Origin of the sequence: Herbaspirillum sp. DW155, assembly GCF_037076565.1 — a bacterium.
In the GTDB taxonomy this organism is placed as follows: domain Bacteria; phylum Pseudomonadota; class Gammaproteobacteria; order Burkholderiales; family Burkholderiaceae_D; genus Herbaspirillum.
In genome coordinates, this window is record NZ_AP029028.1 from 1367653 (window position 1) to 1391954 (window position 24302).

Genomic DNA, 24302 nt, shown 5'->3' on the forward strand with positions numbered 1-24302 from the left:
CTCCCCTGATCAACCAGCTTGGCGTGGTCAAGCGCCATATCGAGCGCGCCGACGCCGCTGCCGTGGCGCATCTGGGCAAACTGGGCGTGGCCACCGTGCATGAGGCGCAGGGTCGTACCGGCCTGCTGAAACCCTATCTGCGTCCCATCTATCCCGGCGCCGCAGTGTCGGGCACGGCCGTGACCGTGCTGCTGCACCCCGGCGACAACTGGATGATGCACGTGGCGGCCGAGCAGATCCAGCCCGGCGACATCGTGGTGGCGGCCATCACGGCCGAATGCACCGATGGCTATTTTGGTGATCTGCTGGCCACCAGCTTCATGGCACGCGGCGCGCGGGGACTCATCATCGATGCCGGCGTGCGCGACGTGAAGGTCTTGAAGGAAATGGGCTTCCCGGTATGGAGCCGCGCCATCAGTGCCAAGGGCACCATCAAGGCCACGCTGGGCTCGGTCAACGTACCGGTGGTCTGTGCCGGTGCGCTGGTCCATCCGGGCGACGTGATCGTGGCCGACGATGACGGCGTGGTCGCCGTGCCCGCAGCCGATGCGTTACGCGTGGCCGGGGTGGCGCAACAGCGCGAAGACCTCGAAGGCGAGAAGCGCGCGCAACTGGCTGCCGGCGTGCTGGGGCTGGACATGTACAAGATGCGCGGTCCGCTGGAAGCAGCCGGACTGAAATACATCGACTGAACCCGGTGGGAGCAGTGAGGGGGAAGAACAGAGCGTCCATCCATAAGAGGCGCACCCGCCTTGTTGCCGTCATCGCGCGCCACTGAGAACAACACTGGTTCAGCCAGACCGATTTATCAAGAGGAGGAGATTGCCCATGCAGTTGCGTCACACTATCCGTTCACTGCCGGCCGCCGTGCTGCTGGCCGCCGCCCCTGCTGCTTTCGCGCAGGGCTCGGTCACCATTTATGGCGTGCTCGACGTCTATACCGCCTACCAGAAGAGCACCGTCAGCGGCAAGGACACCTCGCTCTGGGCCATGGGCAACAATGGCCAGATGACCAGCCGGCTCGGCTTCAAGGGCGTGGAAGATCTGGGCGGAGGCTATCGCGCCACCTTCAACCTGGAGAGCGGCTTCGACCCCAGCACCGGCGCGCTGCAGAACAGCTATCGCCTGTTTGACCGTCAGTCCTGGGTGGGCCTGGGCGGTGGCTTCGGTGAGGTGAGGGTGGGGCGGCAGAACAGCGTCATGTTCCTCTACTCGGGCAACATGGATGCCTTTGGCGCGGCCACGTATGGCTCGGCCTACAACAACTTCGCCAACTGGCTGGCACGGGTGGACAACGACATCAGCTACATCTCGCCCAGGTTTTCCAATACCACGCTGGAATTGCATTACTCCGTCGGCGAGCGCGCCGGCAGCACGGCCGGCAATGCGGTCTACCAGATCGGCATGCAGACCCAGCAGGGGCCGCTCTATGTGGGTAGTGCCTACCTCAACGCCAACAACACCACCAACACCAACAGCGTGAAGCAGTTCATGCTGGGCGGGAATTATGACTATGGCAGCGGCAAGGTCTACCTGGCCTTCTTCCGTACCAATGAAGTGATCTCGGCCACCACCGGCAACGTCTTTACCAACCCGGCCGGCAAATACGATCCGAGCGGTGCTGTGGTGGGCAATACGCCGGGCAATTATCACAACACCTACAGCCTCTCGGCGGACTACCGCATCAATGCGCAGACCACCGTGGGTGCCGGTGGCGGCTACGTCAAGGACAGCTCGCGCTACAACAACAATGCGCGCCAGTTCAGCCTGATCGTGAACTATGACTTGTCCAGGCGCACACGGCTGTATGCGGTGGCCTCACGGCTGATCAACCAGAACACCGCCGCCTATCGCATGACCGGTGCCAGCTTCACCGCCAGCCAGGCCCTGAGCCCGGATGCCGGGGCCAGCGAGACCGGTGTCCAACTGGGCATCCGCCACACCTTCTGAGCACGGCGGCAAGCCGCCTCAGCGCACTGCGTAGGCCGCCAGGAAGGTCTCCACTGCGCGGGCTACCATGCGCTTGAGGCGCGGGCGGGAGATGGATTTCTCCAGTCCCAGCATCATCGGCTTGACCGTCTCGCAGTCCAGCAGGGCGCATAGTTGCAGCGTCGCCAGCATGGGGTCGGCTGGCCGCAGGCGTCCTGCCGCCATCTGTTTTTGCAGGAAGGCGGCGACGCGCTCCAGCCCCATCTTCGGCCCTTGCTCATGGAAGCGGCGGCCGATGTCACTGCGTCCGGATTCGGCCACGATCATGCGGTGCGTCTGCAGCGTGCTCTCCTGGCACAGGAAGGCGGCGGCCTTTTCACCAAACACCCGCAGGGTCAGTTCCAGATCGTCCACCTCCTGGTCCAGCGCGGCCAGTGCGGGCTCCATCTGCTTCTTCGCTTCGCCGTGGGTGACCTCCACGAACAGCTCCTCCTTCGATTTGAAATAGCTGTACAGCGTGGCCTTGGAGCCACCGATGCGGGCCGATATCTCGGCCATGGACGCACCTTCGAAGCCCATTTCCTTGAATACCTCCGCCGCTGCGGCCAGGATCGCCTCGCGCCGGGCCGGGGTCTTTACTCTCATTTGCAAGTCTCCGTGGTTTTTTTGCACGTGTCATTTTCGTACAGATGTGTTCAGTATTGCTTGACCGGGAAACGAATGTCAATGAATAATACCGTACAGTTCGGTATTGTTATAAATCTTCTTCCTTTCCGGAGAGTCCTTCATGCGCACCACACCCCTTCTACGGCCCGTCGCTGCACTGGCCATCCTCAGTGTTCTCAGCGCCTGCGGCAAGCCGCCGGGCGGTCCGCCACCGGCCGCCGGCACGCCCTTGCTGGGAGTGATCACGGTGCATCAGCAGCCGGTGGAACTGCACACCGAACTGCCGGGCCGCACCTCGCCGTTCCAGATCGCCGAGGTGCGTCCGCAGGTCAGTGGCATCATCAAGTCGCGCAATTTCCGCGAGGGTAGTGATGTCAAGGTCGGCCAGGTGCTGTACCAGATCAACCCGGCCAGCTATCAGGCCGCCTATGACAGCAGCGTGGCGGCCCTGGCCAAGGCCGAGGCGAGTGTGAAGACGGCGCGCCTGAAGGCCAGCCGCTACAAGGAGCTGGTGGCCATCAAGGCGGTCAGCCAGCAGGATTACGACGATGCGGTGGCCTCGCTGGGCGAGGCTGAGGCCGATGTCGGTACGGCGCGCGCCAATCTGCAGACCAGCCGCATCAACCTCGATTACGCCAAGGTGGACGCGCCCATCTCCGGCCGCATCAGCAAGTCCAGCGTGACGCCGGGTGCCCTGGTGACGGCCAACCAGACCACCGCGATGACCACCATCCAGCAGCTCGATCCGATCTACGTCGACGTCACCCAGTCCAGCAGCACCTGGCTCTCTCTGAAGGAAGCGCTGGCCAATGGCGAGTTGCAGAAGGCGGGCAATGGCGCCAAGGTCAGGCTGATTCTGGAAAACGGCCGCACCTATGCGCAGGAAGGCACGCTGCAGTTCTCCGATGTCACGGTCAATCAGGACACCGGCGCCATCACGCTGCGGGCCGTCTTCCCCAATCCCAAGACTGACCTGCTGCCCGGCATGTATGTGCGTGCCGTCCTGGAAGAAGGCGTGCGCCAGCAGGGTCTGCTGGTGCCGCAGCAGGCGGTCAGCCGTGACGGCGCCGGCAAGCCGGTGGCCTTCGTGGTCAATGCGCAGGGTGTGGTGGAGCAGCGCGCCCTGGTGACCGATCGCGCCATCGGTGACAAGTGGCTGGTCAGCAGTGGCCTCAAGGAAGGCGACCAGCTGGTGGTCGACGGCCAGCAGTCCGCCCGGCCCGGTGCCAGGGTGAAGGTGGTGCCGTGGACGCCCAAGACGGCCGCCACCAGCGCAGCTGCCGGCAACGGCGCCGGCACCAACTGAAAGGCGGGAACAGATCATGGCTCGCTTCTTCATTGACCGCCCCATCTTCGCCTGGGTGATTGCCATCATCGTCATGCTGGCCGGCGCCATCTCGGTGCTGACCCTGCCGATCGCGCAATACCCGGCCATCGCGCCACCGGCCATCGCCATCACCGCCAACTATCCGGGAGCCTCGGCCAAGACCCTGGAAGACACCGTGACCCAGATCATCGAACAGAAGATGAAGGGTCTGGATCGCCTCAGCTACATGGCCTCCACCAGCGAATCTTCCGGTTCGGTGACCATCACGCTGACCTTCGAGAACGGGACCAATCCTGACACCGCCCAGGTGCAGGTGCAGAACAAGCTCTCGCTGGCCACGCCCCTGCTGCCCAGCGAAGTGCAGCAGCAGGGCATCACGGTCACCAAGTCGGCCACCAACTTCCTCAACGTGCTGGCCTTTACTTCGGAAGATGGCAGCATGAACGGCTCCGACCTGTCGGACTACGTGGCCGCCAACGTTCAGGATGCCATCAGCCGCGTCCCCGGCGTGGGTGACACCACGCTCTTTGGTTCGCAGTATGCGATGCGGATCTGGCTCGATCCCGACAAACTCAACAGCTACTCCCTGACCCCGCTGGACGTGAAGAACGCCATCCAGGCGCAGAACGTCCAGGTGTCTTCGGGCCAGCTGGGTGGCTTGCCGGCGGCCGAGAACCAGCAGATCAACGCCACCATCACGGCGCAGACGCGCCTGCGCACGGCCGAGCAGTTCCAGAACATCGTGCTGCGCACCCTGCAGGGCGGTGCCCGCGTCAAGCTGCGCGACGTCGCCCGCATCGAACTGGGCAGCGAGAGCTACAACTCGGTGGGCCGCTACAACGGCAAGCCCGCAGCAGGTCTGGCCATCAAGCTGGCCACCGGTGCCAATGCGCTCGATACCGTCAAGGCCATCGATGCCCGCATGGCCCAGCTGGAGAAACTCTTCCCGGCCGGCATGAAGGTGCAGAAGCCGTATGACACCACGCCCTTCGTGCGCATCTCCATCGAAGAAGTGGTACGTACCTTGGTCGAAGCGGTGGTGCTGGTGTTCCTGGTGATGTACCTGTTCCTGCAGAATTTCCGTGCCACTCTGATCCCGACCATCGCCGTGCCGGTGGTGCTGCTGGGAACCTTCGGCGTGCTGGCGGTGTTCGGCTTCACCATCAACACGCTGACCATGTTTGCGATGGTGCTGGCCATCGGCCTGCTGGTGGACGATGCCATCGTGGTGGTGGAAAACGTCGAGCGGGTGATGTCCGAAGAGGGCTTGCCGCCCAAGGAAGCCACCCGCAAGTCCATGGGGCAGATCAGCGGCGCGCTGGTCGGCGTGGCCCTGGTGCTGGCGGCGGTGTTCGTGCCGATGGCTTTCTTCAGTGGTTCTACCGGCGTGATCTATCGCCAGTTCTCCATCACCATCGTCTCGGCCATGACCCTCTCGGTGCTGGTGGCGATGATCCTGACCCCGGCCCTGTGCGCGACCCTGCTCAAGCCGGCCGCCAAGGGCCACGCGCTGGCCACCACCGGTTTCTTCGGCTGGTTCAACCGCCAGTTCGATCGCAGCAACCTGCGCTACCAGGGCATCGTGCGCCACATGCTGGGCCGCGGCTGGCGCTACATGGCCGCCTATGCGGTGCTGCTGGCGCTGGTGGTGGTGGGCTTCATGAAGCTGCCGGTGGGCTTCCTGCCGGACGAAGACCAGGGCACGCTGTTTGGCATCATCCAGCTGCCCTCGGGCGCCACCAAGGTACGTACCGACCAGGTGATCGAGCAGGTCGAACACCACTTCCTGGTGGACGAGAAGGATACGGTCTCGGGGATCTTCTCGGTCTCGGGCTACAGCTTCGCCGGTAGCGGCCAGAACATGGGCTTTGCCTTCATCAAGCTCAAGCCCTGGGATGAGCGCAAGGGTGCGGGGATGACGGTGACCGACGTGGCCAACCGCGCCAGTGCGGCCTTCGCCAAGATCCGCGATGCCCGGGTGTTTGCCTTTGCCCCGCCGGCCGTGTCCGAACTGGGCAATGCGACCGGCTTCGACCTGATGATCAAGGATGAAGCCAACCTCGGCCACGCTGCCCTGATGCAGGCGCGCAACCAGTTGCTGGGCATCCTGTCGCAGGACAAGCGTCTGGTGGCGGTGCGTCCCAACGGTCTGGAAGATACGCCGGAGTTCCGCCTGCTGGTCGATACCGAAAAGGCCGGTGCGCTGGGCGTGTCCATGTCCGACATCAATGACACCATCGCCACCGCCTGGGGCAGCAGCTACGTCAACGACTTCATCGACAAGGGCCGGGTCAAGAAGGTGATGCTGCAGGGCGATGCGCAATATCGCATGCTGCCTTCCGACCTCGAGCGCTGGTACGTGCGCAATACGGCCGGCACCATGGTTCCGTTCAGCGCCTTCTCCTCGGCTGTGTGGGCCTCCGGTTCGCCGCGCCTGGAGCGCTACAACGGCGTGCCCTCGATGGAAATCCTCGGGATGGCCCTGCCGGGCGCTGCCTCCAGCGGCGAGGCCATGGCCATCGTCGAAGCCGCCATGGCCAAGATGCCGCCTGGCATCGGCTATGAATGGACCGGCCTGTCGATGCAGGAAAAGGCCTCCAGCGGCCAGACCGGTCTGCTGTATTCGATCTCGATCCTGATCGTGTTCCTGGCGCTGGCCGCGCTCTATGAAAGCTGGGCGGTTCCGTTCTCGGTGATCATGGTGGTGCCGCTGGGCGTGTTCGGTGCACTGCTGGGCGCGATCCTGACCTGGAAGATGAATGACGTGTACTTCCAGGTGGGCCTGTTGACCACCATCGGCCTGGCCAGCAAGAACGCCATCCTGATCGTGGAATTCGCCAAGGAGCTCTACGAGCACGGCAACAGCCTGGTGGAAGCCACCATGGAAGCGGTGCGCATGCGTCTGCGTCCGATCCTGATGACCTCGATGGCCTTCATCCTCGGGGTGCTGCCGATGGTGCTGGGCAGTGGTGCCGGCGCCGGTGCGCAGCACGCGCTGGGTACGGCGGTGATCGGCGGCATGTTCTCGGGCACGATCCTGGCGATCTTCTTCGTGCCGCTGTTCTTCGTGATCATCATGAAGCTGTTCGCCCGCAAGCCCCATTCCGCGCCGCAAGGCCAACCCGCGATTACCCCGGAGCACTGACATGAATCCTTCCCTGACCAAGCGCGCCGCGCTTCGCCCGCGGGCGCTGATGACGCCGCTGCTGCTGGCCATGCTGCTGGGTGGCTGCACCCTGATGCCGGATTACCATCGTCCGGAAGCGCCGGTGGCGGCGCACTTCGCGGGCGACCACAGCGCAGCGCCGCCGGCCGGCACGCCCGCCCAGGCGGTGGCAGATATCGGCTGGCGTGATGTCTTCACCGATCCGGTATTGCAAAAAGTGATCGCTCTGAGTCTGGCCAACAACCGTGACCTGCGCGTGGCCGTGCTCAATATCGAGAAGGCGCGCGCCCAGTATGGGGTGCAGCGTGCGGCGCTGTTCCCGACCGTCAATGCCTCCACCAGCGAGTCCGCCAGCCGTACGCCAGCCGATCTGTCCACCACCGGCCGTGCGCTGACTTCGCGCAGCTACACGGCCACGCTGGGCTTCAGCGCCTATGAACTGGATATGTTCGGCAAGGTCCGCAGTCTCAAGGAGCAGGCCCTGCAATCCTTCCTCTCCACCGCCGAGGCCCGTCGCAGCAGCCAGATCAGCCTGATCGCCGAAGTGGCCACGGCGTGGCTGACGCTGGCCTCGGACCAGGACCGCCTGCGCCTGGCCAGGGATACCCTGGCCAGCCAGAGCAGCAGCTATGAACTCACCAGACGCAGCTTTGAACTCGGTTCGTCGTCGGCGCTGACCCTGCGTCAGGCGCAGACCAGCGTGGAAAGCGCGCGCGTGGATGTGGAGAGCTATACCGCCCAGGTCGACCAGGACCGCAATGCCCTGGTGCTGCTGGTGGGCAAGGATCTGCCCGACGAGCTGCTGCCCCATGGACTGCCCGATACCGCGCTGGCCGCGGCCAGTCCGCTGGCGACCATTCCGCCGGGCCTGCCCTCGGAACTGCTGCAGCGTCGTCCCGATATCGTCGAGGCCGAACGCAACCTGCGCGCGGCCAATGCCAACATCGGCGCAGCACGCGCGGCCTTCTATCCCAGCATCAGCCTGACTGCCGATGCCGGGACGGCCAGCTCGCGGCTGGCGGGATTGTTCAAGGGCGGTTCGGGTTCGTGGAGCTTCGTACCGCAGATCTCGCTGCCGATCTTTGATGGCGGGGCCAACCAGGCCAATCTGGATATCGCCACCATCAGTCGCGACATCAATGTGGCCCAGTACGAGAAGGCCATCCAGACCGCCTTCCAGGAAGTCTCGGATGCGCTGGCCCAGCGCAATACCCTGGGCCGCCAGTTGAAGGCGCAGGAAGACCTGGTGGAAGCCAGCGACGCTTCATACCGGCTCTCGCAGGCGCGCTTCAACAGTGGCGTGGACAGTTACCTGACGGTGCTCGATTCGCAGCGCACGCTCTACTCGGCGCAAAAGACCCTGATCGGTACGCGCCTGTCGCGCTGGACCAATCTGGTGACCTTCTACAAGACGCTGGGTGGCGGCTGGGTCGAGCGCACCGGTACTCCCGTGGCCGATGACATGGCCACTGCCGAACCATGAGCGCGCGCGCCGACAAGACCCGCGCCGTGCTGCTCGACGCCGCGCTGGCCGCCTTTGCCAGGCGCGGCGTGCGGGCCACCACGCTGGAGCACGTGGCGGCCAGCGCCGCCTTCACGCGCGGTGCGGTGTACTGGCACTTTCCGGACAAGGTGGCGCTGGTCAATGCGGTCTTCGATGATCTGGTCTGGCCCTTCGACATCGGTCCCGAACTGGCGGTGTACCGCCAGAGCGAGCAGCCGCTGCTGCTGTTGCGCGAGGTGCTGTGGCTGAAGATGCTCGATTTCCTGCGCAACGTGCAGCAGCGCCGCCGCATGGAAGTGGTGCTGCGTTATCGCGGCACGCCCGAGCTGCCCGAGGAACTGGGCGAGCGCATCGGGTCGCTCAGCCTGCGCGCCCTGAAGCATCTCACCGCCGCGCTCAACATCGCCTACGAGCGCGGCGAGCTGCGGCGCGGCCTCACGCCCATCGACGTGGCGCGCTGCCTGGTGGCGGCCTGCATGGGGGTGATTGCCGAACACATGGAAGATCCGCAGGCGCGTCTGGAAAACTCCTTCCACCTGACGCCGCTGCTGGTGCTGCAAGGCGCCAGCGCGCGCGAAGCTGAACCGGAAGAAGTCTGAACAACCCCTACTGACGTGCGCCGGCGCGCGCAATCAGGGTATTGAGGAAGGCGCGCGCGGCGTTGGGCAAGGTGCGGCCGGCCAGGGACTGGATTTCCAGCTGCAGGGTATTCATGTCCTTGTCGCGGATGGGCAGCGCCGCCAGCTGTCCTTCGCGCACCAGCTTGCGGATCGGCAGGGCGGCCGAGAAGCCGATGCCGTCGCCGGCCATCACGAAGCACAGCAAGGCGCTGATGGAGTCGGCCGCCAGGGTCGGCTCCAGCAGCACGTTGCGGCGGCTGCAGCAGGCGTCGATCAAGCGCCGCATGGTGATGTTCTTCTGCGGCATGGCCAGCGGAAAGGGCGCCAGTTCCGACAGACTGACCTGCCTGCGATGGGCCAGCGCATGGTCCGGCCGCATCACCGCCATGATGGGCGCGCGCTGGGCGAATTCAACCTTGATGTCAGGATCGGGCGCCATCGTGAAGGTCAGGCCCAGGTCTACCGCACCTTCGCGGATCTGCTGCGCCACATGCACGGCATTGCCTACGGAAAGCTGGAAGCGGATGCCCTTGTGCTGGCGGCAGAACTGTTCGATGGCAGCCGGTACGAATTCCAGCGCGAAGCCCTCGGTGGTGGCCAGTTTCACCTCGCCACGGCGCAAGCCCTTCAGGGCCGCCAGTTCATTGCCGATGCGTTCGGCTTCCAGTTGCTGGCGCAGCGCATGCGCAGCCAGCAGCTCGCCGGCGGCATTGGGCCGCATGCCGCGCGAGACGCGCTCGAACAAGGGCGTGTCAAGCTCGGCCTCGAGCCGGGCGATCTGGCGGCTGATGGCCGAGGACGCCACGTTGAGCGTATTGGCCGCTTCGGTAATGGAACCGCGCCGCACGACTTCGAGGAAGTAACGCACGGCCGTCTCTTGCAGGACGCGGGTATGGATGATGGACATGATGCAGGTATTCTAGGAATGGTTTGCCGATTCGGCAATCACTAATTCGAAAACTTGTACTTGTGGCAAACCACTGCGCGGCTTAGGATGGCTTCACGAACCGGCGGCAAGGTGCCCGCCGTCGCGCCGCGAGGGATGCTTCATGGATGCTGCAAAGGCTGCAATGACGAACGCGAAGGGCGGGAGCCGCTACCAATACCTGGTCCTGGTCCTGCTTTATCTGGGCTGGTGCGTGTCCTACATCGACCGTGCCGCCATCACCTTTGCGGCAACCCAGATCGCCAGCGAATTCCACCTGAAACCCTCGGACCTGGGCATCCTGCTGTCCAGCTTCTTCCTCGGCTATTCGCTGCTGCAACTGCCGGGCGGCTGGCTGGCCGACCGCTACGGCTCGCGGCCGGTGATCGTCATTTCCATCCTGCTGTGGTCGGTCTTCACGGGCGTGACCGGCATGGCCTGGTCGATCACCAGCCTGGTGGTGATCCGCTTCATCTTCGGGCTGGGCGAGGGCGCGTTTCCGGCCGCCAGCGTCAAGGGCGTGGCGGAAAACTTCAGCCGCGCCGACCGCCCCAAGATGTCGTCTTTGCTGATGTCCTCCAACTACATCGGCAGCATGCTGGCTCCCCTGCTGATTGCGCCGCTGATCGTGCACTTCGGCTGGCGTGCGGTGTTCCATACCATCGGCATTGCCGGACTGGTGTTCGCGCTGGTGTACTGGTTCTGCGTGCGGCCGGTGATGCCGGGCAAGGACGGTCCCAAGGCCATCAACAAGGAGGCGTTCGCGGCGCTGCTGAAGATGCCGCTGATGTGGAAGATCGTGGCGGTGTGGTTTGGTCTCTCCATCATCAACAAGGGCCTGGACTCCTGGATGCCGACCTATCTGATGACCGTGCGCGGCCTGAACTTGAAAGCCGTCGGCCTGTTGCTGCCGCTGCCCTACATCATGGCCGGCCTGTCCACCGCCATCGGCGGCTGGATCATGGTGCGCTTCTTCGATGGCCGCGAAAAGCTGCTGCTGATCGTCTCCTCGCTGCTGACCGCCGTCTTCGTCTACTGCATGTACACTGCCCACACCGTCGAGGGGGTGATCGCCTGGCAATGCCTGGCCTACTTCTTCAAGTCCTTCGTGCTGGCCACCTGCATCGCGCTGCCGACCAAGCTGCTGCAGGCGCAACTGGTGGGCAGCGGCGTGGGCATGGTCAACCTGGGCGGACAACTGGCCGGTTTCATTTCGCCGCTGGTGATCGGTTTCCTGGTCAGCGCCTTCGCCAATTACGATTACGCCTTTGCCTTCCTGATCGGGGCGGCCTTGTTCTCGGTGCTGGTGAGCCTGTTCATCCACACCAGCAAGACCACCGGCCGGATGCAGCCCGTCTGATTCAACCAAAAGGAATTTCATGTCCGTCACCTCCGACACACTCGTCGAAAAAAGTGCCGTCGAACTGCGCCAGCTGATCGGCAGCAAACAGCTCTCCCCGGTGGAATTGCTGGAGGCCTGCATCACCCGCATCGAAGAGATCAATCCCCACATCAATGCCGTGACCGCCACCTGCTTCGAGCGCGCCCGTCAGGAGGCGCGCGCAGCCGAGCAGGCGGTCATGGCCGGTGGCCCGCTGGGCCTGCTGCACGGCCTGCCCATCGGGATCAAGGATCTTGAGGAGACCGAGGGGCTGCTCACCACCTACGGTTCGCCGATCTATCGCGGCAATGTCCCCGCGCGTGACAACGCACTGGTGGCGCGGCTGCGTGCGGCCGGTGCGATTGTCGCCGGCAAGACCAACGTGCCCGAGATGGGCGCGGGCGCCAACAGTCGCAATACCGTATGGGGTGCCACCGGCAATCCCTTCAATCCCTGGTTGAACGCCGGCGGTTCTTCCGGCGGATCGGCCGCGGCGCTGGCGGTGGACCTGCTGCCGATGTGCTCGGGGTCCGATACCGGTGGCTCGTTGCGCATTCCGGCGGCCAAGTGCGGCGTGGTCGGCTTTCGCCCGTCGCCGGGCCTGGTGCCGAGCGAGCGCAAGCTGCTGGGCTGGACGCCCATCTCGGTGGTCGGCCCGATGGGCCGCGACGTGGCCGATACCGTGCTGCAATTGCGCGCCACCCTGGGCCTGCATGCCAGCGATCCCCTGAGCTACGCCGTCGATGACGCTGCCTTTGCGGCCTTGCCACCGGTGGACCTGTCGCGCCTGCGCATCGGCTATACCGAAGACTTTGGCGTGTGCGAGGTGGATAACGGCATCCGTGAGGTATTCCGCCAGAAGATGGCCGCCATCGGCAGCTTCGTGCAGGTCTGCGAACCGGTCGGGGTGGACATGGGCGAGGCCCATCGCGCCTTCGACGTGATCCGCGCCGAGGCCTTCGTGGCCGGTTTCGAAGCGGCCTACCGGCGCGATCCCGCTTCGCTGGGGCCCAATACCCGCGCCAACTACGAGATGGGTGCGGCCATGAGCCTGTCCGACTGCGCCTGGGCGCAGGGCGAGCAGACCCGGCTGTTCCGCCGCTTCCAGCAGCTCTATGCGCGCTATGACCTGATCATTTCGCCGACCACGCCGGTCTCGCCCTTCCCCTGGAGCGAGCTGTACCTGAAGGAAGTCAACGGCGTGGCGCTGGAAAATTATTATCGCTGGCTGGCCCTGACCTATGTGGTCACGCTGGCCACCAATCCCTCCATCTCGCTGCCGTGCGGACGCGATCATCGCGGCATGCCGTTCGGCCTGCAGATCACCGGCGCCTTCCGCGACGATGCCCGCCTGCTGGCCTGGGCTGGCGCGCTGGAAGCGGCGTTCGCGGGCGACGCGGCATTGCGCCGGCCGCGTCCGGACCTGGCGCAGTTGAAGACTGTTCATGCACCGCTGACCTCCATCGTCACCCATCCGCCCATCCTCGATGGCGTGGCAACGGCGGCGGCTGCGCAAGCTGCGGTATAAATTATTTAGTTCAGTTCATCGATGCATCGATAAACCGATTCACTGATTCACTGATTGTCAAACTCATGAGCCCTATCCAACGTTTCAATACCAACGCCCGCATGAGCCAGCTGGTGCTCGCCAATGGTTTCGCCTTCGTCGCCGGTCAGGTGCCTAATCAGGCGGGTGCGCCCATCGCACAGCAGGCCAGCGAGGTACTGGCCAAGATCGATGCGCAGTTGCAGGCGCAGGGCATCGGCCGCGAACGCATCGTCAGCGCCAATGTCTGGCTCTCCAGCCCGGCGCATTTCGCCGAGTTCAATGCCGTCTGGGATGCCTGGGTGCCGGCGGGTCATGCGCCCACGCGGGCCTGCGTGCAGGCCTTGCTGATGGCGCCGGGGCTGGATGTGGAAGTGGCCGTCATCGCCGCTCTCTGAAATCGCGTCAGGAGCATGCCCATGAGCCAGCACGGCCGCGTCGACTATCTCATCATCGGTGCCGGCATTGCCGGCGCTTCCATCGCCTACTGGCTGGCGCGCCATGGCAGCGTCATGCTGGCCGAGCGCGAATCGCAGCCGGGCTATCACAGCACCGGCCGTTCGGCCGCGCTCTACATGGCAAGCTACGGTCCGCCGCAGGTGCGGGCGCTGACCTGTGCCAGCCGCGCCTTCTTCGATCATCCGCCTGAAGGTTTCGCCGAACATGCCTTGCTCACGCCGCGCGGCGCCTTGTTCTACGCGACCTCTGCGTTGCGCGCGGAACTCGATGCCCACGAAGCGCTGGTGCGTTCCGTGTCCGACCAGGTGCAGCGGCTGGACGCCGCGCAGACCCGCGCCATGGTGCCGGTGCTGCGGGAGGACGATCTGATCGGTGCGGTCTACGAGGAAGATGCCGCCGACATCGATGTGCATGCCTTGCACCAGGGCTTCCTGCGCGGCGCACGGGCCGCTGGCGCGCGCGTGGTGTGTGGCGCCGAGGTGCAGTCTCTGCAGTATGCGGATGAGCCAGGGCAGGGTACCTGGCGCGTGCAGACCACGCAGGGTGAGATGCTGGCGGGCGTGGTCATCAACGCCGCCGGTGCCTGGGCCGACGAGATCGGCCGGCTGGCCGGGGCCGCGCCCATCGGGCTGGTGCCGAAGCGGCGCTCGGCCTTCACCTTTGCCGCGCCGCCCGACAGCGCGCACTGGCCCATGTTCATGCCGGTCGATGAATCTTTCTACATCAAGCCGGATGCCGGTCTGCTGCTGGGCTCGCCCGCCAATGCCGACGCGGTTGTACCGCACGACGTGCAGGCCGAGGAACTGGATATCGCCATTGCCATCGACCACATCCAGAACGGCACCACGCTGGAGATCCGCCGCCCCGCGCACGTCTGGGCCGGGCTGCGTTCCTTCGTAGAGGATGGCAGTTTCGTCGGTGGTTACGATACCCGGTTGCCGGCCTTCTTCTGGGCCGCCGGGCAGGGCGGTTATGGCATCCAATCCGCGCCGGCTGCAGGGGAAACATATGCTGCCCTGATCCGCGGTGAAGCGGTGCCTTCGCATATCGCGCGCTTTGGCGTTGATGCGGCAGCCTTGAGTCCGGCGCGACTGGGCTGAGCGACTGCGAGGGGCACGCTGTCGGGCGTGCCCAGGCTGCTTTCCGGCGGGCTCGTGCGGTGTCCCGAGGCAGCATCCTCATGCGCCTGCATGGCCTCGACCAGCTTGTGCAGCACTTGCCCGGTCAGGTGATCGAGCAGGCCATCGTGATCCTGCTCGTACCTCTTCAGCAGGCGCAGACAATCCCGGTCTGTCCACATCCAGTCTCCGCTGCGGCTCTGTGGCGGGAGCTGCGCGCGCGCCGCCAGCGGCAGCGGCGCAATATCTTCATGCCAGGCCCACAGGTAGTTGCTCACGTGCTCCCGCGCGAAGGGCAGGCCACAGACGCTGGCCACCAGCGGATCGTGGCGCGCAGTGAAATCGATCACCTCGCGCCGCACCGTACCGTCGGGCATGGGATGCAGGGCTTCGATCCAGCAATGGTAATCCTTGAGTTCGGACAGCTTGCGTGCGCTGCGCCGCGCCTTGCGCCCCGGATGCAGGGCGACGTAGAGACCGCCGCCACAGTCGATGATCTCGCCGCCCGACAGGGCGGTGTAGGGGCGATTGAGCAGCAGGCGCAGCACGCGGGCGCCGACCAGGGCGTAATCGGCGCAGCGGCCCAGCGTGCCCATGGTCAGGCGTGCCTGGGCGGCGGCGTCTTCCATGACTGCATTGAGTGCGGCATCGATCAGGTGGCGCATGGCCGGCTCGACCGGAAAGCCCAGTACGGCGCCCTGGCCGGCTGGAACGCAGGAAAGCGGTGCAGCGGTGGACATCGACGCTCCCTCAACGCAGGCTGATGAGCGACTGCAACACCGTATCCTGCACCTTGATGGATTGCGAGTTGGCCTGATAGATGCGCTGCGCCACGATCATGTTGACCAGTTCGGCGGTCAGATCGACATTGGATTGTTCGACGGCGCGCCCTTGCAGGCTACCGAAGGTCGCGCTGGTGGGCGTGCCGACCAGCGGGCTGCCTGCCGCCGCACTGGCCTGGTACAGATTGTTGCCCACGGGTTGCAAGCCGTTCGGGTTGGCAAAGTTGACCAGCACGATCTGCCCCAGCACCCTGGTCTGCTGGTTGCTGTAGCTGCCCACCAGGCTGCCATCCTTGCCGATGGAAAAACTGGAGAGCGTGCCGGGCGGTGCACCGTCCTGGGACTGTGCGAGATTGGCAAAGGCCGAGCCGGTCTGGGTTGAACCGGTGTAGCTCAAGGCGATCGGTGTGGGGAAACTGGCGCCGCCTTTGACCATGCTGCTCAGGTCCAGCGACATGCCGGTGCTGGCAGTGAGCGTGCCGCTGGCATCGAAGCGCAGCGTGCCCAGCAACTGCGGGCCTGTCGCCGGTGGCGCGGCGCTGATCAGCTTGCCGTCCAGGGTGCCATAGACCGACCAGGTGGTGCCGGGCGGGCTGCCGCTGGGCGGTGTCTTGACGTAGTAGGTCTGCAGCGAATACGGATTGCCCAGACTGTCATAGACGGTGGCGCCGGTGGCGTTGTTGTAGCTGTTGGGGTTGGTCGGTGCAAAGGGGGTGACCGTGGGCACGCTCTTGCGCGAATCGAGGTTGATCTTGCTGCTGACGCGCGAAGTCGGTGTGGCCGGCAGGGTAGCCGTATCGATCTTCAGCGGCACCGGATCACCGCCGGTGGCGCCGGCGGGGTAGCCGGTCAGGTAGGCGCCGTTCATGCTGGGGTTGATCAGATAGCCGTCCTTGTTCAGCTGGAACTGGCCATTGCGTCCGTAACGGGCAGACTGATCGCTCAGGCTGGGAGTCATGCGGAAGAAGCCGTCGCCATTGATGGCCACATCGAGTGCGTTATTGGTGGTGGCGATGTTGCCCTGGGTGAAGGCCTGGCTGACGTTGGCCACCGTCGTGCCGATACCCACCGCAGAGTTGCCGGAGCGGTTCATGGAGTTGGCATAGGCATCGGCGAACTGGACCTGGCCCTGCTTGAAGCCGACGGTGCTGGCATTGGCGACGTTGTTGCCGACGACTTCCAGATGTTTGCTCGCGCCCTGCAGGCCGCTGAGTCCCTGTTGAAAGCTCATGGTGGTGTATCCGTTCAGTGAGGTGGAGGGGCGCGTCAGCTCTTGCGCAGACGCGCCAGTTGCTGCAGCAGGTAGTTTTGCGAGGTTTGCATCTTCGCCAGCGTGACGTTGAGGCGATTGAACTGGTTGGTGTAGCTGTCGCGCAGATTGGCAAGGCGTTCGCGGGCCGCCGCCTGCTGGTCGGAGACGGTCTTCAGACTGTTCTGCAGTCCGCGGATCTTGCCGGCCAGCAGGCCGTTCTCACCCAGCACCTTGTCCAGCAGTGCCTGGCTGCGGGTGACTACGCCGCCCTTGTCGGTGAACAGGCGCGCCAGTGCATCGAAACTGCTGTTGCCGGCCTTGGTCAGGCGTGCGCTGTCCAGTGCCAGCGTGCCATCCTTCTTGAAGCTCACGCCGATGGCCGCCAGCGAGCCATGCGCATTGCCGCTCACTTCGCCCAGCACGGCATGACGCAACTGGCCCATCAGTGCCAGCACCATCGTCTCGCTGGCCAGCGGACCATGTTCGCCGGCCTGGCCGCGTACCTTGGAGGGGGCTTGCCGGGTCAGACCTGCCAGCGATTTCGAGAGAGCATTGAAGGCATCGACGAAGCTGTTGACCGCGCTGCTGGCACCGCTGTTGTCATTGCTGACGGCCAGCGTGAAGCGGTCGCCGGCGCTGGTGGTGCGGTTCAGGTTCAGCGTCACGCCGGAGATGGCGTCGCGGATCTTGTTGCTGGTGGCGGTAATGGCTACGCCATCGATGCTCAGTCGCGCATCCTGCGGGCGTTGCAGCTGTCCCATGCTACTGGCGCTCAGGAGGGCGTAATCGCCGCTGCCACGCAGGCTCACGGGGTCGCTGCCGCCATTGCTCAACACCAGCCGTTCGACGGTCCCGGTGCCTTGGGCTTCGCGCTGCACGGTGGCCGTCACGCCGGCTTTGGCCTCGTTGATGGCGCGTGCCACGTCGGCCAGGCCCGGTGCCGCTGCGCCACCGCTGGCGCCGGGATTCAGGCTGATGTTGCGGGCGCCGACCGCCAGCGTCACGGTGCCGGTAGTGAAGCGCTTCTCCGGTGCCACGGTGGCCGTACTGAGATTGCCGGAAGGGTCCGAGGCAAAGACCGCAAAGTCCCCCGTGCCCGAGACCCGGATCGTGTTTTGCGCACCGCTTTCCTTGGCGGTCAGGACCAGATGTTCCTGTTTGCCATCGCTGACGATGGAGGCATTCACACCGGCATCAGCGGCGTTGATGGCATCGCGCACGCCGGAGAGGGTATGGTTGGCCGGCTTGATGAGCGCGGTCGATCCCTGCCCGGTCTTGATCGCCAGTACGCCCACGTCGAAGGTGCTGCCCGGGTTGATGCCGGCCGAACTCAGCTTGTGCGCCTGGGCCAGTTGCTCGACGCTGACGACATAGCTGCCGGCCGCTGCGCTGGTGGCGTCGCGTGCAGCCTGGGTCTGGGTCATGCCGCTGCGCTGTCGCTGTGGATCGAAACTGATCGGCGACAGGCTGTTGTTGGAGTGGACGGTGAGCGTATTGGCGACGCCGCCGGTATTGGATTCCAATACCAGGTGTTCACCGGCGTCGTCGCGCACCACGCTGGCGGTCACACCGGCGTTGGCGGCGTTGATGGTATCGCGCAGGCCGGTCACGGTAGCGTCGGCCTTGAGGGTGATGAAGGTCGGCGGCTTGCTCCCGGTCTTGATGGCCAGCGAATCGCCGGCGCGAAACAAATGGCCGCTGGCAAAGCCGGTCGACTGGATTTTCTGGGCCACTGCCCGGGTCGATTCGTCGACGTTGATCTCGGCGCTGATGGCGTCGGCCCCGGTCTTGTTCTGGCTGCCGCTGGCGCTGTTGCTGACCACGGCTTTCTGGGCGCTGAATTTGGCCGCCGTCAGTCCGGCCAGCGCGCTCTGGTACGTACCGAGCGCGGTGTTCAGGTTGGCATAGGCAGCCAGCACCGCTTTCAAGCCGTCGGCCCTGTTGGCCAGCGGTGTCAGACGCGATTCGCTTTCCACCGCGATCATCTGGGTGACAATCTTGGCCACGTCCAGCGGGCCGGCTGAGGTAGAGATGGATCCGGTAGAGCTTGCCATGGTGTCTTCGTCCGAGCAATCGTTGTTCAGGCGCCAGCGTGTGCCAGCGCGCCGCGCACCTGTTGCGTGACCGCCTGCGTGAGCGCCTGACGTTGCCGGCCTTCCGCACGTTTGCGCGAGGGCAGGTCCTGAAGATTCGGGGCCGCTTCTTCACAGGGCAGTTCGTAGTCCCCATCGCTACGCCGCGCTGCGCCCAGCTCTTGCCAGAAAGCGTCATAGTCGGCGTGGACCCGTCCCTTCTTGCTGCGCCGGTTGGATACACGATTGCCATTGCTGACCAGAACCACGCGCGCGCAGCCGAAGCCGGCGCCGATGGCCCGCACCAGCCGGACCATCAGTGCCTTGGGACGCAGGCCAAACAGGTCGCGCGTGGCGCGGCGGATCTGTTCACGGCTGTTGGCGCTCCCCGCACCTTGCAGACAGCCGATACGCACGATCCAGCCAGCGCCCTGGCGACAGAGGGTGAAGGCCGTCGAGAACAGATGCTCCTGACCGCAATAGAGGTGCAGGGCCAGTTCGCCTTCGTGGTCCAGGCTGCTGATGGCCGCGAGGCGGACTTCGTAGTCCTGACCTGACTTGCCCTGGAACCGGCCCAGGGGAATCGGTCGGCGCGAAGCTTGCAGCACCAGCGGCGCCAGGCTGTGGCCGATGATGAAGTCGTAGTGACTGGTCAGGATGTCCAGCCGCTGCGGCTGGCGCAGACGCAGTGACTGGTAGGGACGGTAGATCTTGTGCAGCAGGCGCGGCGTGGCCAGGGCCAGCGCCGCATGGGTCGAGGTCTTGTTCCAGAAGGCCAGCCAACGGCGGGTCTGGCGCGGATACAGCAGTGCCCGGGCGCGCAGTTTGCACTGGCGTGCCAGGCGCGAGAGCAGCGGGCGCGTCTGGTCCGGCGCGCTCAGCAGGTTAAGCGGGGCGGGCGAGCGCGCCGGCGAGCGCACCGGCGCGCGCTGGGGCCTGCGACCGGCGCGACCGCCCGCGCCGGCTCTGGTACGTACCAGATGGTAGCAGCGCGATACGCCGGGCAAGACCAGGTAAAGGCCCAGGGCCATCAGCAACAGGCACAGGCCGGCCAGCAGGGGCTCATGGATATCCGGCGACAGACCGTAAGGGCCCGGGTAATTCGAAACGACAGGCAATGACATGGCACAACTCCTTGCACGGTGAACACAGAGAAGGGGATCTCTCTGTCTTGCATGTGCAACGAGCTGCGCAAAAATGACGGTCTGTTACAAATTTTTTTTCAGCGATGCCGTATCGGCATGGCGGCGCCGTCAGCGGCCTGCTCAGAACTCCACGATATGGGTCAGGGTAAGGGTGCGGGATGGCTCCACGCCGATGGTGGAGGTGGCGAAGTCGCTGTAGAGGCGCCGGTCGAACAGATTGCGGATACCCAGGGTGGTGCGGCTGCCATTAACCCGATAGTAGAGGCTGCCGTCCACGCGGGTCTGGCCGGGAATGCGGGCCTGCGAGTCGGCATCGCTGGAGGCCATGTAGCTGCTGCGCGCCGTCAGTCCAAGGCCGATGCCCCAGCCACGCCAGGCTTCCCAGGGCAAGTCGTAGGTACTCCAGAGACTGGCCCGGTGATGGGCAAATTGCGCAGTCCGGCGGTTCTCGTCGCTATCGGCAGCCGGACGGAACAGGCTGTAGCTGTAGCTGGCGATGATGTTCCAGCCGCGCGCCAGGCGGCCCGACAGGTTCAGCTCCACTCCTTGGCTGACGGCAGAGGGCAGCAACACGTAGTTGTTGACTAGAGAATTGTTTGCGGGAAAGACGAACTGCACCACATTGGTATGACTGGCGCGGTAGAGCGCGGCGGTGAAGATGGCGCGGCGCTCCAGCAATTCGAGCTTGAGACCTACTTCAGCCGATTTTCCGGTGGTGGCCGGGGCGCTGTTGATGCCGGGCTTGCCGCCATTGAGGCTGGAGTCCAGCAGCAGCTGGCCGGGTGTGAAACTGCGGAAGGCGTTGGCGTAGAGCGTGGCCGACTTGCTGAGCCGATAGGCGATGCCCAGGTTGTAGACCGGTCCGTGACGCGGAGGAGAGGTGTCATGCTCCACCCCGTTCATGTCGATATCCCGAGAGAAGTTGTTGCGTTCCTGTTCGTAGCCGAGGTTGGCCAGCAGATACCAGCGCCGCCAGCGGACCTGATCCTGCAGATAGACGTTGGAGGTGTAGATGGCATGGCCTTCGCTGATGACGCTGCGCGGCCCGGTGATGGGGGCGAAGTCGGCCGACGAAGGTGGCCAGCGCACGCCGACGAGATTGCTGTTGTTGCCATCGCTGTAGCTGAGCAGGCGCGTGCGGGTGAAGCTGCCGCCGGCCATCACCGTATGATTCCACTCGCCGCTGACGATCTGGCGGGACAGACTGTTGTCGAACCCGATGCCGTCCGAATGCAATAACGACTGGTCGCTCACGCAGACGCCGGTGCCGGCATCCTCGTCTACCGCAGCGCATTTGGTGTAACCGGCGGCGCTGTAGCGCAGGCGCGTGAAGCGGGCTTTGCTGTTGAGGCGCCAGCCCTCTCCGAGCGTTTGTTCCCAGCGGTAGAACAGTTCGCTCTTGGTCGCCTGGCTGTGGTCGTCGGCGCGACCCCAGGGCGCGGTGCGCAGGTTCGGTCCGGGGCCGCTGTCGGTGAGCATGGCGCTCTGGTAGCCGCCAAACGGCGAACGCATGACCTGATGACTCAGGCCCGCTACCACGGCGGTATCACTATCCTTGTAGCCGACGGAGGAGGCCAGGTAGAACTCGCGGGCGCCGTCGTAGCCGTCCAGCGTGCGTTTGTCGTGCGTGGCCGAGAGGATGGTGCGATAGGTCCAGGCGCGGTCTTGCGTGAGGCTGCCGCCGAGGTCGAGGGCTGTGCGGCGATGGCCGCGGTTGTCGATCTCCACGGTCCATTCGCGCAGCGTGTCGGCCACCGGCTGCTTGGTGACGATGTTGACGGATCCTCCTGGTTCCATCGGTCCGCCCACGACGATGGAGTCGGCGCCGCCCAGTACCTCTACGCGCTCGATGGCGGCTATCGGCACGTCCAGCGAAGTGATGCTGCGCGAGCCCGCGACCCGGCCATTGGTCACGTTGGACAGCGAGATCAGGTCGCCCCAGCCGTCACGCATCACCGGGGCAATGAAGCTGCGCACATAGAGCGTGCCGGCCTGGTCGATGCCATCGCCACGGCCATGGACCACGGCACTGATGTTTTGCAGGCTGTCCACGACCGAGCGCGATTGCTGGCTTTCGAGCACGGAGCTGGTGATCTCTTGCAGTGAGGCCGGCAAAGCCGACAGCTTTTCTTCCTGTCGCGAGGCCAGCCGGCTGGTGCTGGCCAGGAATCCGCTGTCCTGATAACCGTGGCCGGTGTCGCGCTCCTGGCCGGTACCGGTCTGCATGACCGGCGGCAGCGGCGGATTGTAGTGGGGCTGCAGAACCGGTATGCGGCGTACGCCGAAGGACCCGTCGGCGTGCGTGACCAGTTGCAGCGGGCTGTCGGCCAGCGCCACTTGCAGCGCCTGGGGCAGGGTATACCTGCCCTGCACGCCGGCACTGCCAAGCCCGGCCGTCACGGCCGGATCGAACAGTACGATGCCGCCGGCAACGCGGGCGATGGCGGCCAGGGTGGCATCCATGCTGTTGGCAGGCAAGTGGAAGTCGAACTGGGCCAACTGCGCAGGCTGAGCAGGCTGAGGTAGCGGGGGCGCAGCAGAGACCGCCTGGGCTGCCGAGGAGGACGTCAGCGTCCCCAGGGCGGTGGCAGCCAGGCAGTGCGCCAGCAGGAGGGTGAGGCGTCGCGGCGACATGAAGCGGGCAGGGTCAGGCGCTGGCGCTGATGGTGACCCAGAAGGGACTGACCCGGGTGACCGAGATGGGCAGGGCGCTGGCCAGGGCCGACAATGCACGCTCGGTATCGTCCAGCGGGAAGGCGCCGCTGATGCGCAGATCGGCCACGGCCGGGTCGAGCCGCAGGACGCCCTTGCGGTATGGGCGCAGTGCCGCCACCACCTCGGCCAGCGTGCTGTTGGAGGCGGTGTAGTAACCCTCGATCCACGAAGCCTCTCCGCCAACGTTGGCACGCGCGCTGCCGATGCTGTCCGTGTCGAACCAGACGTGCTGGCCGCCGGCAAGCGCTCCACGGGTGTTGTTGCGGGTGATCACGGCCACCTGCGCGGTCTGCATGGCCACCACGTCGGTACGCAGCGGTTGCAAGGCCATCATCAGCGTGCCCGCCAGCAGCTTGACACTGCCATGGACGGTATCGATGGCAAAGGGCAGATCGGCGCGCGCGGCCACTTCAATCTGCATCTCGCCGGACAGCAGGCTGATCTGCCGCAAGCCGGGCAGGATCTGATGGTCGATGGCACTGCGCGCGTTGAGGATGACGATGCTGCCATCGGCCAGCGTCGCGCGCCGCCGCTGGCCGGTGCCGGTGTGCAGGTCGGCGCGCAGTCCCTGCAGCGGTGTCACGCGGTCCAGCAGCAGGCCGGCGCCTGCGGTCAGGCCGGCCAGCACGGCGATCTGCTTGAGGGCTTTGCGGCGTCGGCTCTTTTGCTGCAGGGTGGTGCGCAGGATGTGCGGGGCGGCGCCGACCTGGCGTGGGATATCGAACTGCTGCACCGATTGGGTCAGGTTGGCATACGCGGTGGCGTGCCGTACATCGGACGCTTTCCAGCGTTCGAAGGCGGCCTGGTCGCTTGCACTCAGTTCTCCCTGTTCGATCTGCAGCATCCATTCGATGGCCTGCGCCACGATCTTGTCCTCGTTCTTCATGGACGGAGTTACCCCAGCGGCGCGAAGCCCGCAGCCTTGTAGCACTGCAGCAGACCCTTGGCGACATAGCGGCGCGCCACGCTGGGCGTGATGCGCAACTGGTCGCCGATGGCCTGGTAGGTCAGACCATCGAGCTTGTAGAGCAGGAAGGCCGCGCATTCCGTGGCGGTCAGCCCGGCCAGCGCCTGGTCTATCGCGCGCAGGGCCTGCAGCAGTTGCATCTGGTCTTCGGGGGAGACGGCCTGCGCCTCGCCCTTGGCATGTTCCAGCGCCTGCAGGCAGGCTTGCTCGAGATCGCGGCGGCGCCACAGTTCGTAGACGATGCGGCGCGAAATCGTGGTCAGCAGCGCACGTGGCTCGCGCACTTCCTGTGGCGGCGCACTGAGTAACTGGGTAAAGGTTTCGGCAGCCACGTCCTCGGCGGCAAAGACATCACCCACGCTGCGCCGCAGGCGCATGCGCAGCCAGCCATGATGTTCGATGAACATGGCTTCGATCTTGTTCATGGTGCCGTGCGGATCGGACATGAAGTTTGAACTCATGGATGGCTGTAAAAATGCGAGTCAATATTGATGGGGAGGCTGCATCGGCCGTGCTGGTCTCGTTGTCAGTACGATATCCAGGAATCGCCGGATGTGCGGCAGATTATAAGAGAAATTCACATTGGTGAAAAAAAACTCCACGCCGCTGCGCCAAAAGCGGGATGGGTGGGCCTTTTTGTCCAGTCTGGGTTTGGATTTGCGGCCGGTGGAGTGTGGAGGAAGTATGGATAAACTGTAAAGTTTCGATGGAGCTTGGGCTCGGGTTGA

At 65.0% G+C, this 24302-nt stretch carries 18 protein-coding genes; 10 read left to right on the top strand and 8 right to left on the bottom strand.

The genetic code is table 11. From position 1 onward, the window contains the following. The first annotated feature begins 8 nt into the window (after positions 1–8). Together ligK and AACH55_RS06185 are read left to right on the top strand one after the other, a co-directional pair. Positions 9–692: a 4-carboxy-4-hydroxy-2-oxoadipate aldolase/oxaloacetate decarboxylase gene (ligK, locus tag AACH55_RS06180; RefSeq protein WP_338720202.1), complete on the top strand. Its 684-nt coding sequence runs from the start codon at positions 9–11 to the stop codon at positions 690–692. Positions 693–828: 136 nt separating this feature from the next. After that, positions 829–1950 (top strand): porin, encoded by a 1122-nt coding sequence (locus AACH55_RS06185; RefSeq protein ID WP_338718548.1) that lies wholly within the window; start codon positions 829–831, stop codon positions 1948–1950. Between the two features lie 18 nt (positions 1951–1968). Here AACH55_RS06185 and AACH55_RS06190 read toward each other — a convergent pair whose 3' ends face one another. Further along, positions 1969–2574 (bottom strand): TetR/AcrR family transcriptional regulator, encoded by a 606-nt coding sequence (locus AACH55_RS06190; RefSeq protein ID WP_338718549.1) that lies wholly within the window; start codon positions 2572–2574, stop codon positions 1969–1971. 142 nt (positions 2575–2716) lie between these two features. Between AACH55_RS06190 and AACH55_RS06195 the strand changes: the two genes are divergently transcribed. From AACH55_RS06195 to AACH55_RS06210, 4 genes are read left to right on the top strand one after another with little or no spacing between them, the layout of a single operon-like run. After that, a complete protein-coding gene (locus tag AACH55_RS06195) occupies positions 2717–3901 on the top strand; it encodes an efflux RND transporter periplasmic adaptor subunit (RefSeq protein ID WP_338718550.1) in 1185 nt (394 codons plus the stop codon). 16 nt (positions 3902–3917) lie between these two features. Then, a complete protein-coding gene (locus AACH55_RS06200; protein ID WP_338718551.1) occupies positions 3918–7067 on the top strand; it encodes an efflux RND transporter permease subunit in 3150 nt (1049 codons plus the stop codon). Between the two features lies 1 nt (position 7068). Continuing rightward, positions 7069–8571, top strand: coding sequence for an AdeC/AdeK/OprM family multidrug efflux complex outer membrane factor (gene adeC / locus AACH55_RS06205; protein WP_338718552.1), 1503 nt, complete (start codon positions 7069–7071; stop codon positions 8569–8571). After that, the gene (locus AACH55_RS06210) at positions 8568–9191 is read left to right on the top strand and encodes a TetR family transcriptional regulator (protein WP_338718553.1); all 624 of its coding nucleotides are present in this window, start codon (positions 8568–8570) and stop codon (positions 9189–9191) included. The genes adeC and AACH55_RS06210 overlap by 4 nt, the downstream gene beginning before the upstream one ends. A gap of 7 nt (positions 9192–9198) precedes the next feature. Here AACH55_RS06210 and AACH55_RS06215 read toward each other — a convergent pair whose 3' ends face one another. Continuing rightward, positions 9199–10119: a LysR family transcriptional regulator gene (locus AACH55_RS06215; RefSeq protein WP_338718554.1), complete on the bottom strand. Its 921-nt coding sequence runs from the start codon at positions 10117–10119 to the stop codon at positions 9199–9201. A 163-nt stretch (positions 10120–10282) separates the two neighbouring features. On the opposite strand from AACH55_RS06215, the gene AACH55_RS06220 reads away from it, so the two are divergent. The 4 genes from AACH55_RS06220 to AACH55_RS06235 all read left to right on the top strand — a co-directional run bounded on the left by AACH55_RS06220 (position 10283) and on the right by AACH55_RS06235 (position 14623). After that, positions 10283–11497, top strand: a complete 1215-nt coding sequence (locus AACH55_RS06220; protein WP_338718555.1) for an MFS transporter — start codon at positions 10283–10285, stop codon at positions 11495–11497. A gap of 19 nt (positions 11498–11516) precedes the next feature. Beyond that, entirely contained in the window at positions 11517–13046 is a 1530-nt protein-coding gene (locus tag AACH55_RS06225) for an amidase family protein (protein WP_338718557.1), read from the top strand. A 65-nt stretch (positions 13047–13111) separates the two neighbouring features. Continuing rightward, complete coding sequence (locus AACH55_RS06230) at positions 13112–13462, top strand: RidA family protein (protein ID WP_338718559.1); 351 nt, start codon at positions 13112–13114, stop codon at positions 13460–13462. 21 nt (positions 13463–13483) lie between these two features. After that, positions 13484–14623 carry an FAD-dependent oxidoreductase gene (locus tag AACH55_RS06235; RefSeq protein ID WP_338718560.1) on the top strand — a complete coding sequence of 380 codons (1140 nt, stop codon included), beginning with the start codon at positions 13484–13486 and terminating at the stop codon, positions 14621–14623. Between the two features lie 768 nt (positions 14624–15391). Here the strand turns inward: AACH55_RS06235 and flgE are convergent. From flgE to AACH55_RS06265, 6 genes are all read right to left on the bottom strand, one after another. Continuing rightward, complete coding sequence (flgE, locus tag AACH55_RS06240) at positions 15392–16654, bottom strand: flagellar hook protein FlgE (protein WP_338718561.1); 1263 nt, start codon at positions 16652–16654, stop codon at positions 15392–15394. 35 nt (positions 16655–16689) lie between these two features. Next, a complete protein-coding gene (gene fliD / locus AACH55_RS06245) occupies positions 16690–18729 on the bottom strand; it encodes a flagellar filament capping protein FliD (RefSeq protein WP_338718562.1) in 2040 nt (679 codons plus the stop codon). Between the two features lie 26 nt (positions 18730–18755). Further along, positions 18756–19871, bottom strand: a complete 1116-nt coding sequence (locus AACH55_RS06250; RefSeq protein ID WP_338718563.1) for a VirK/YbjX family protein — start codon at positions 19869–19871, stop codon at positions 18756–18758. A gap of 141 nt (positions 19872–20012) precedes the next feature. Further along, positions 20013–22526, bottom strand: coding sequence for a TonB-dependent receptor (locus AACH55_RS06255; RefSeq protein ID WP_338718564.1), 2514 nt, complete (start codon positions 22524–22526; stop codon positions 20013–20015). A gap of 13 nt (positions 22527–22539) precedes the next feature. Continuing rightward, positions 22540–23493: a FecR domain-containing protein gene (locus tag AACH55_RS06260; RefSeq protein WP_338718565.1), complete on the bottom strand. Its 954-nt coding sequence runs from the start codon at positions 23491–23493 to the stop codon at positions 22540–22542. 8 nt (positions 23494–23501) lie between these two features. Next, entirely contained in the window at positions 23502–24035 is a 534-nt protein-coding gene (locus AACH55_RS06265; RefSeq protein WP_338718566.1) for a sigma-70 family RNA polymerase sigma factor, read from the bottom strand. Positions 24036–24302 lie beyond the last annotated feature (267 nt).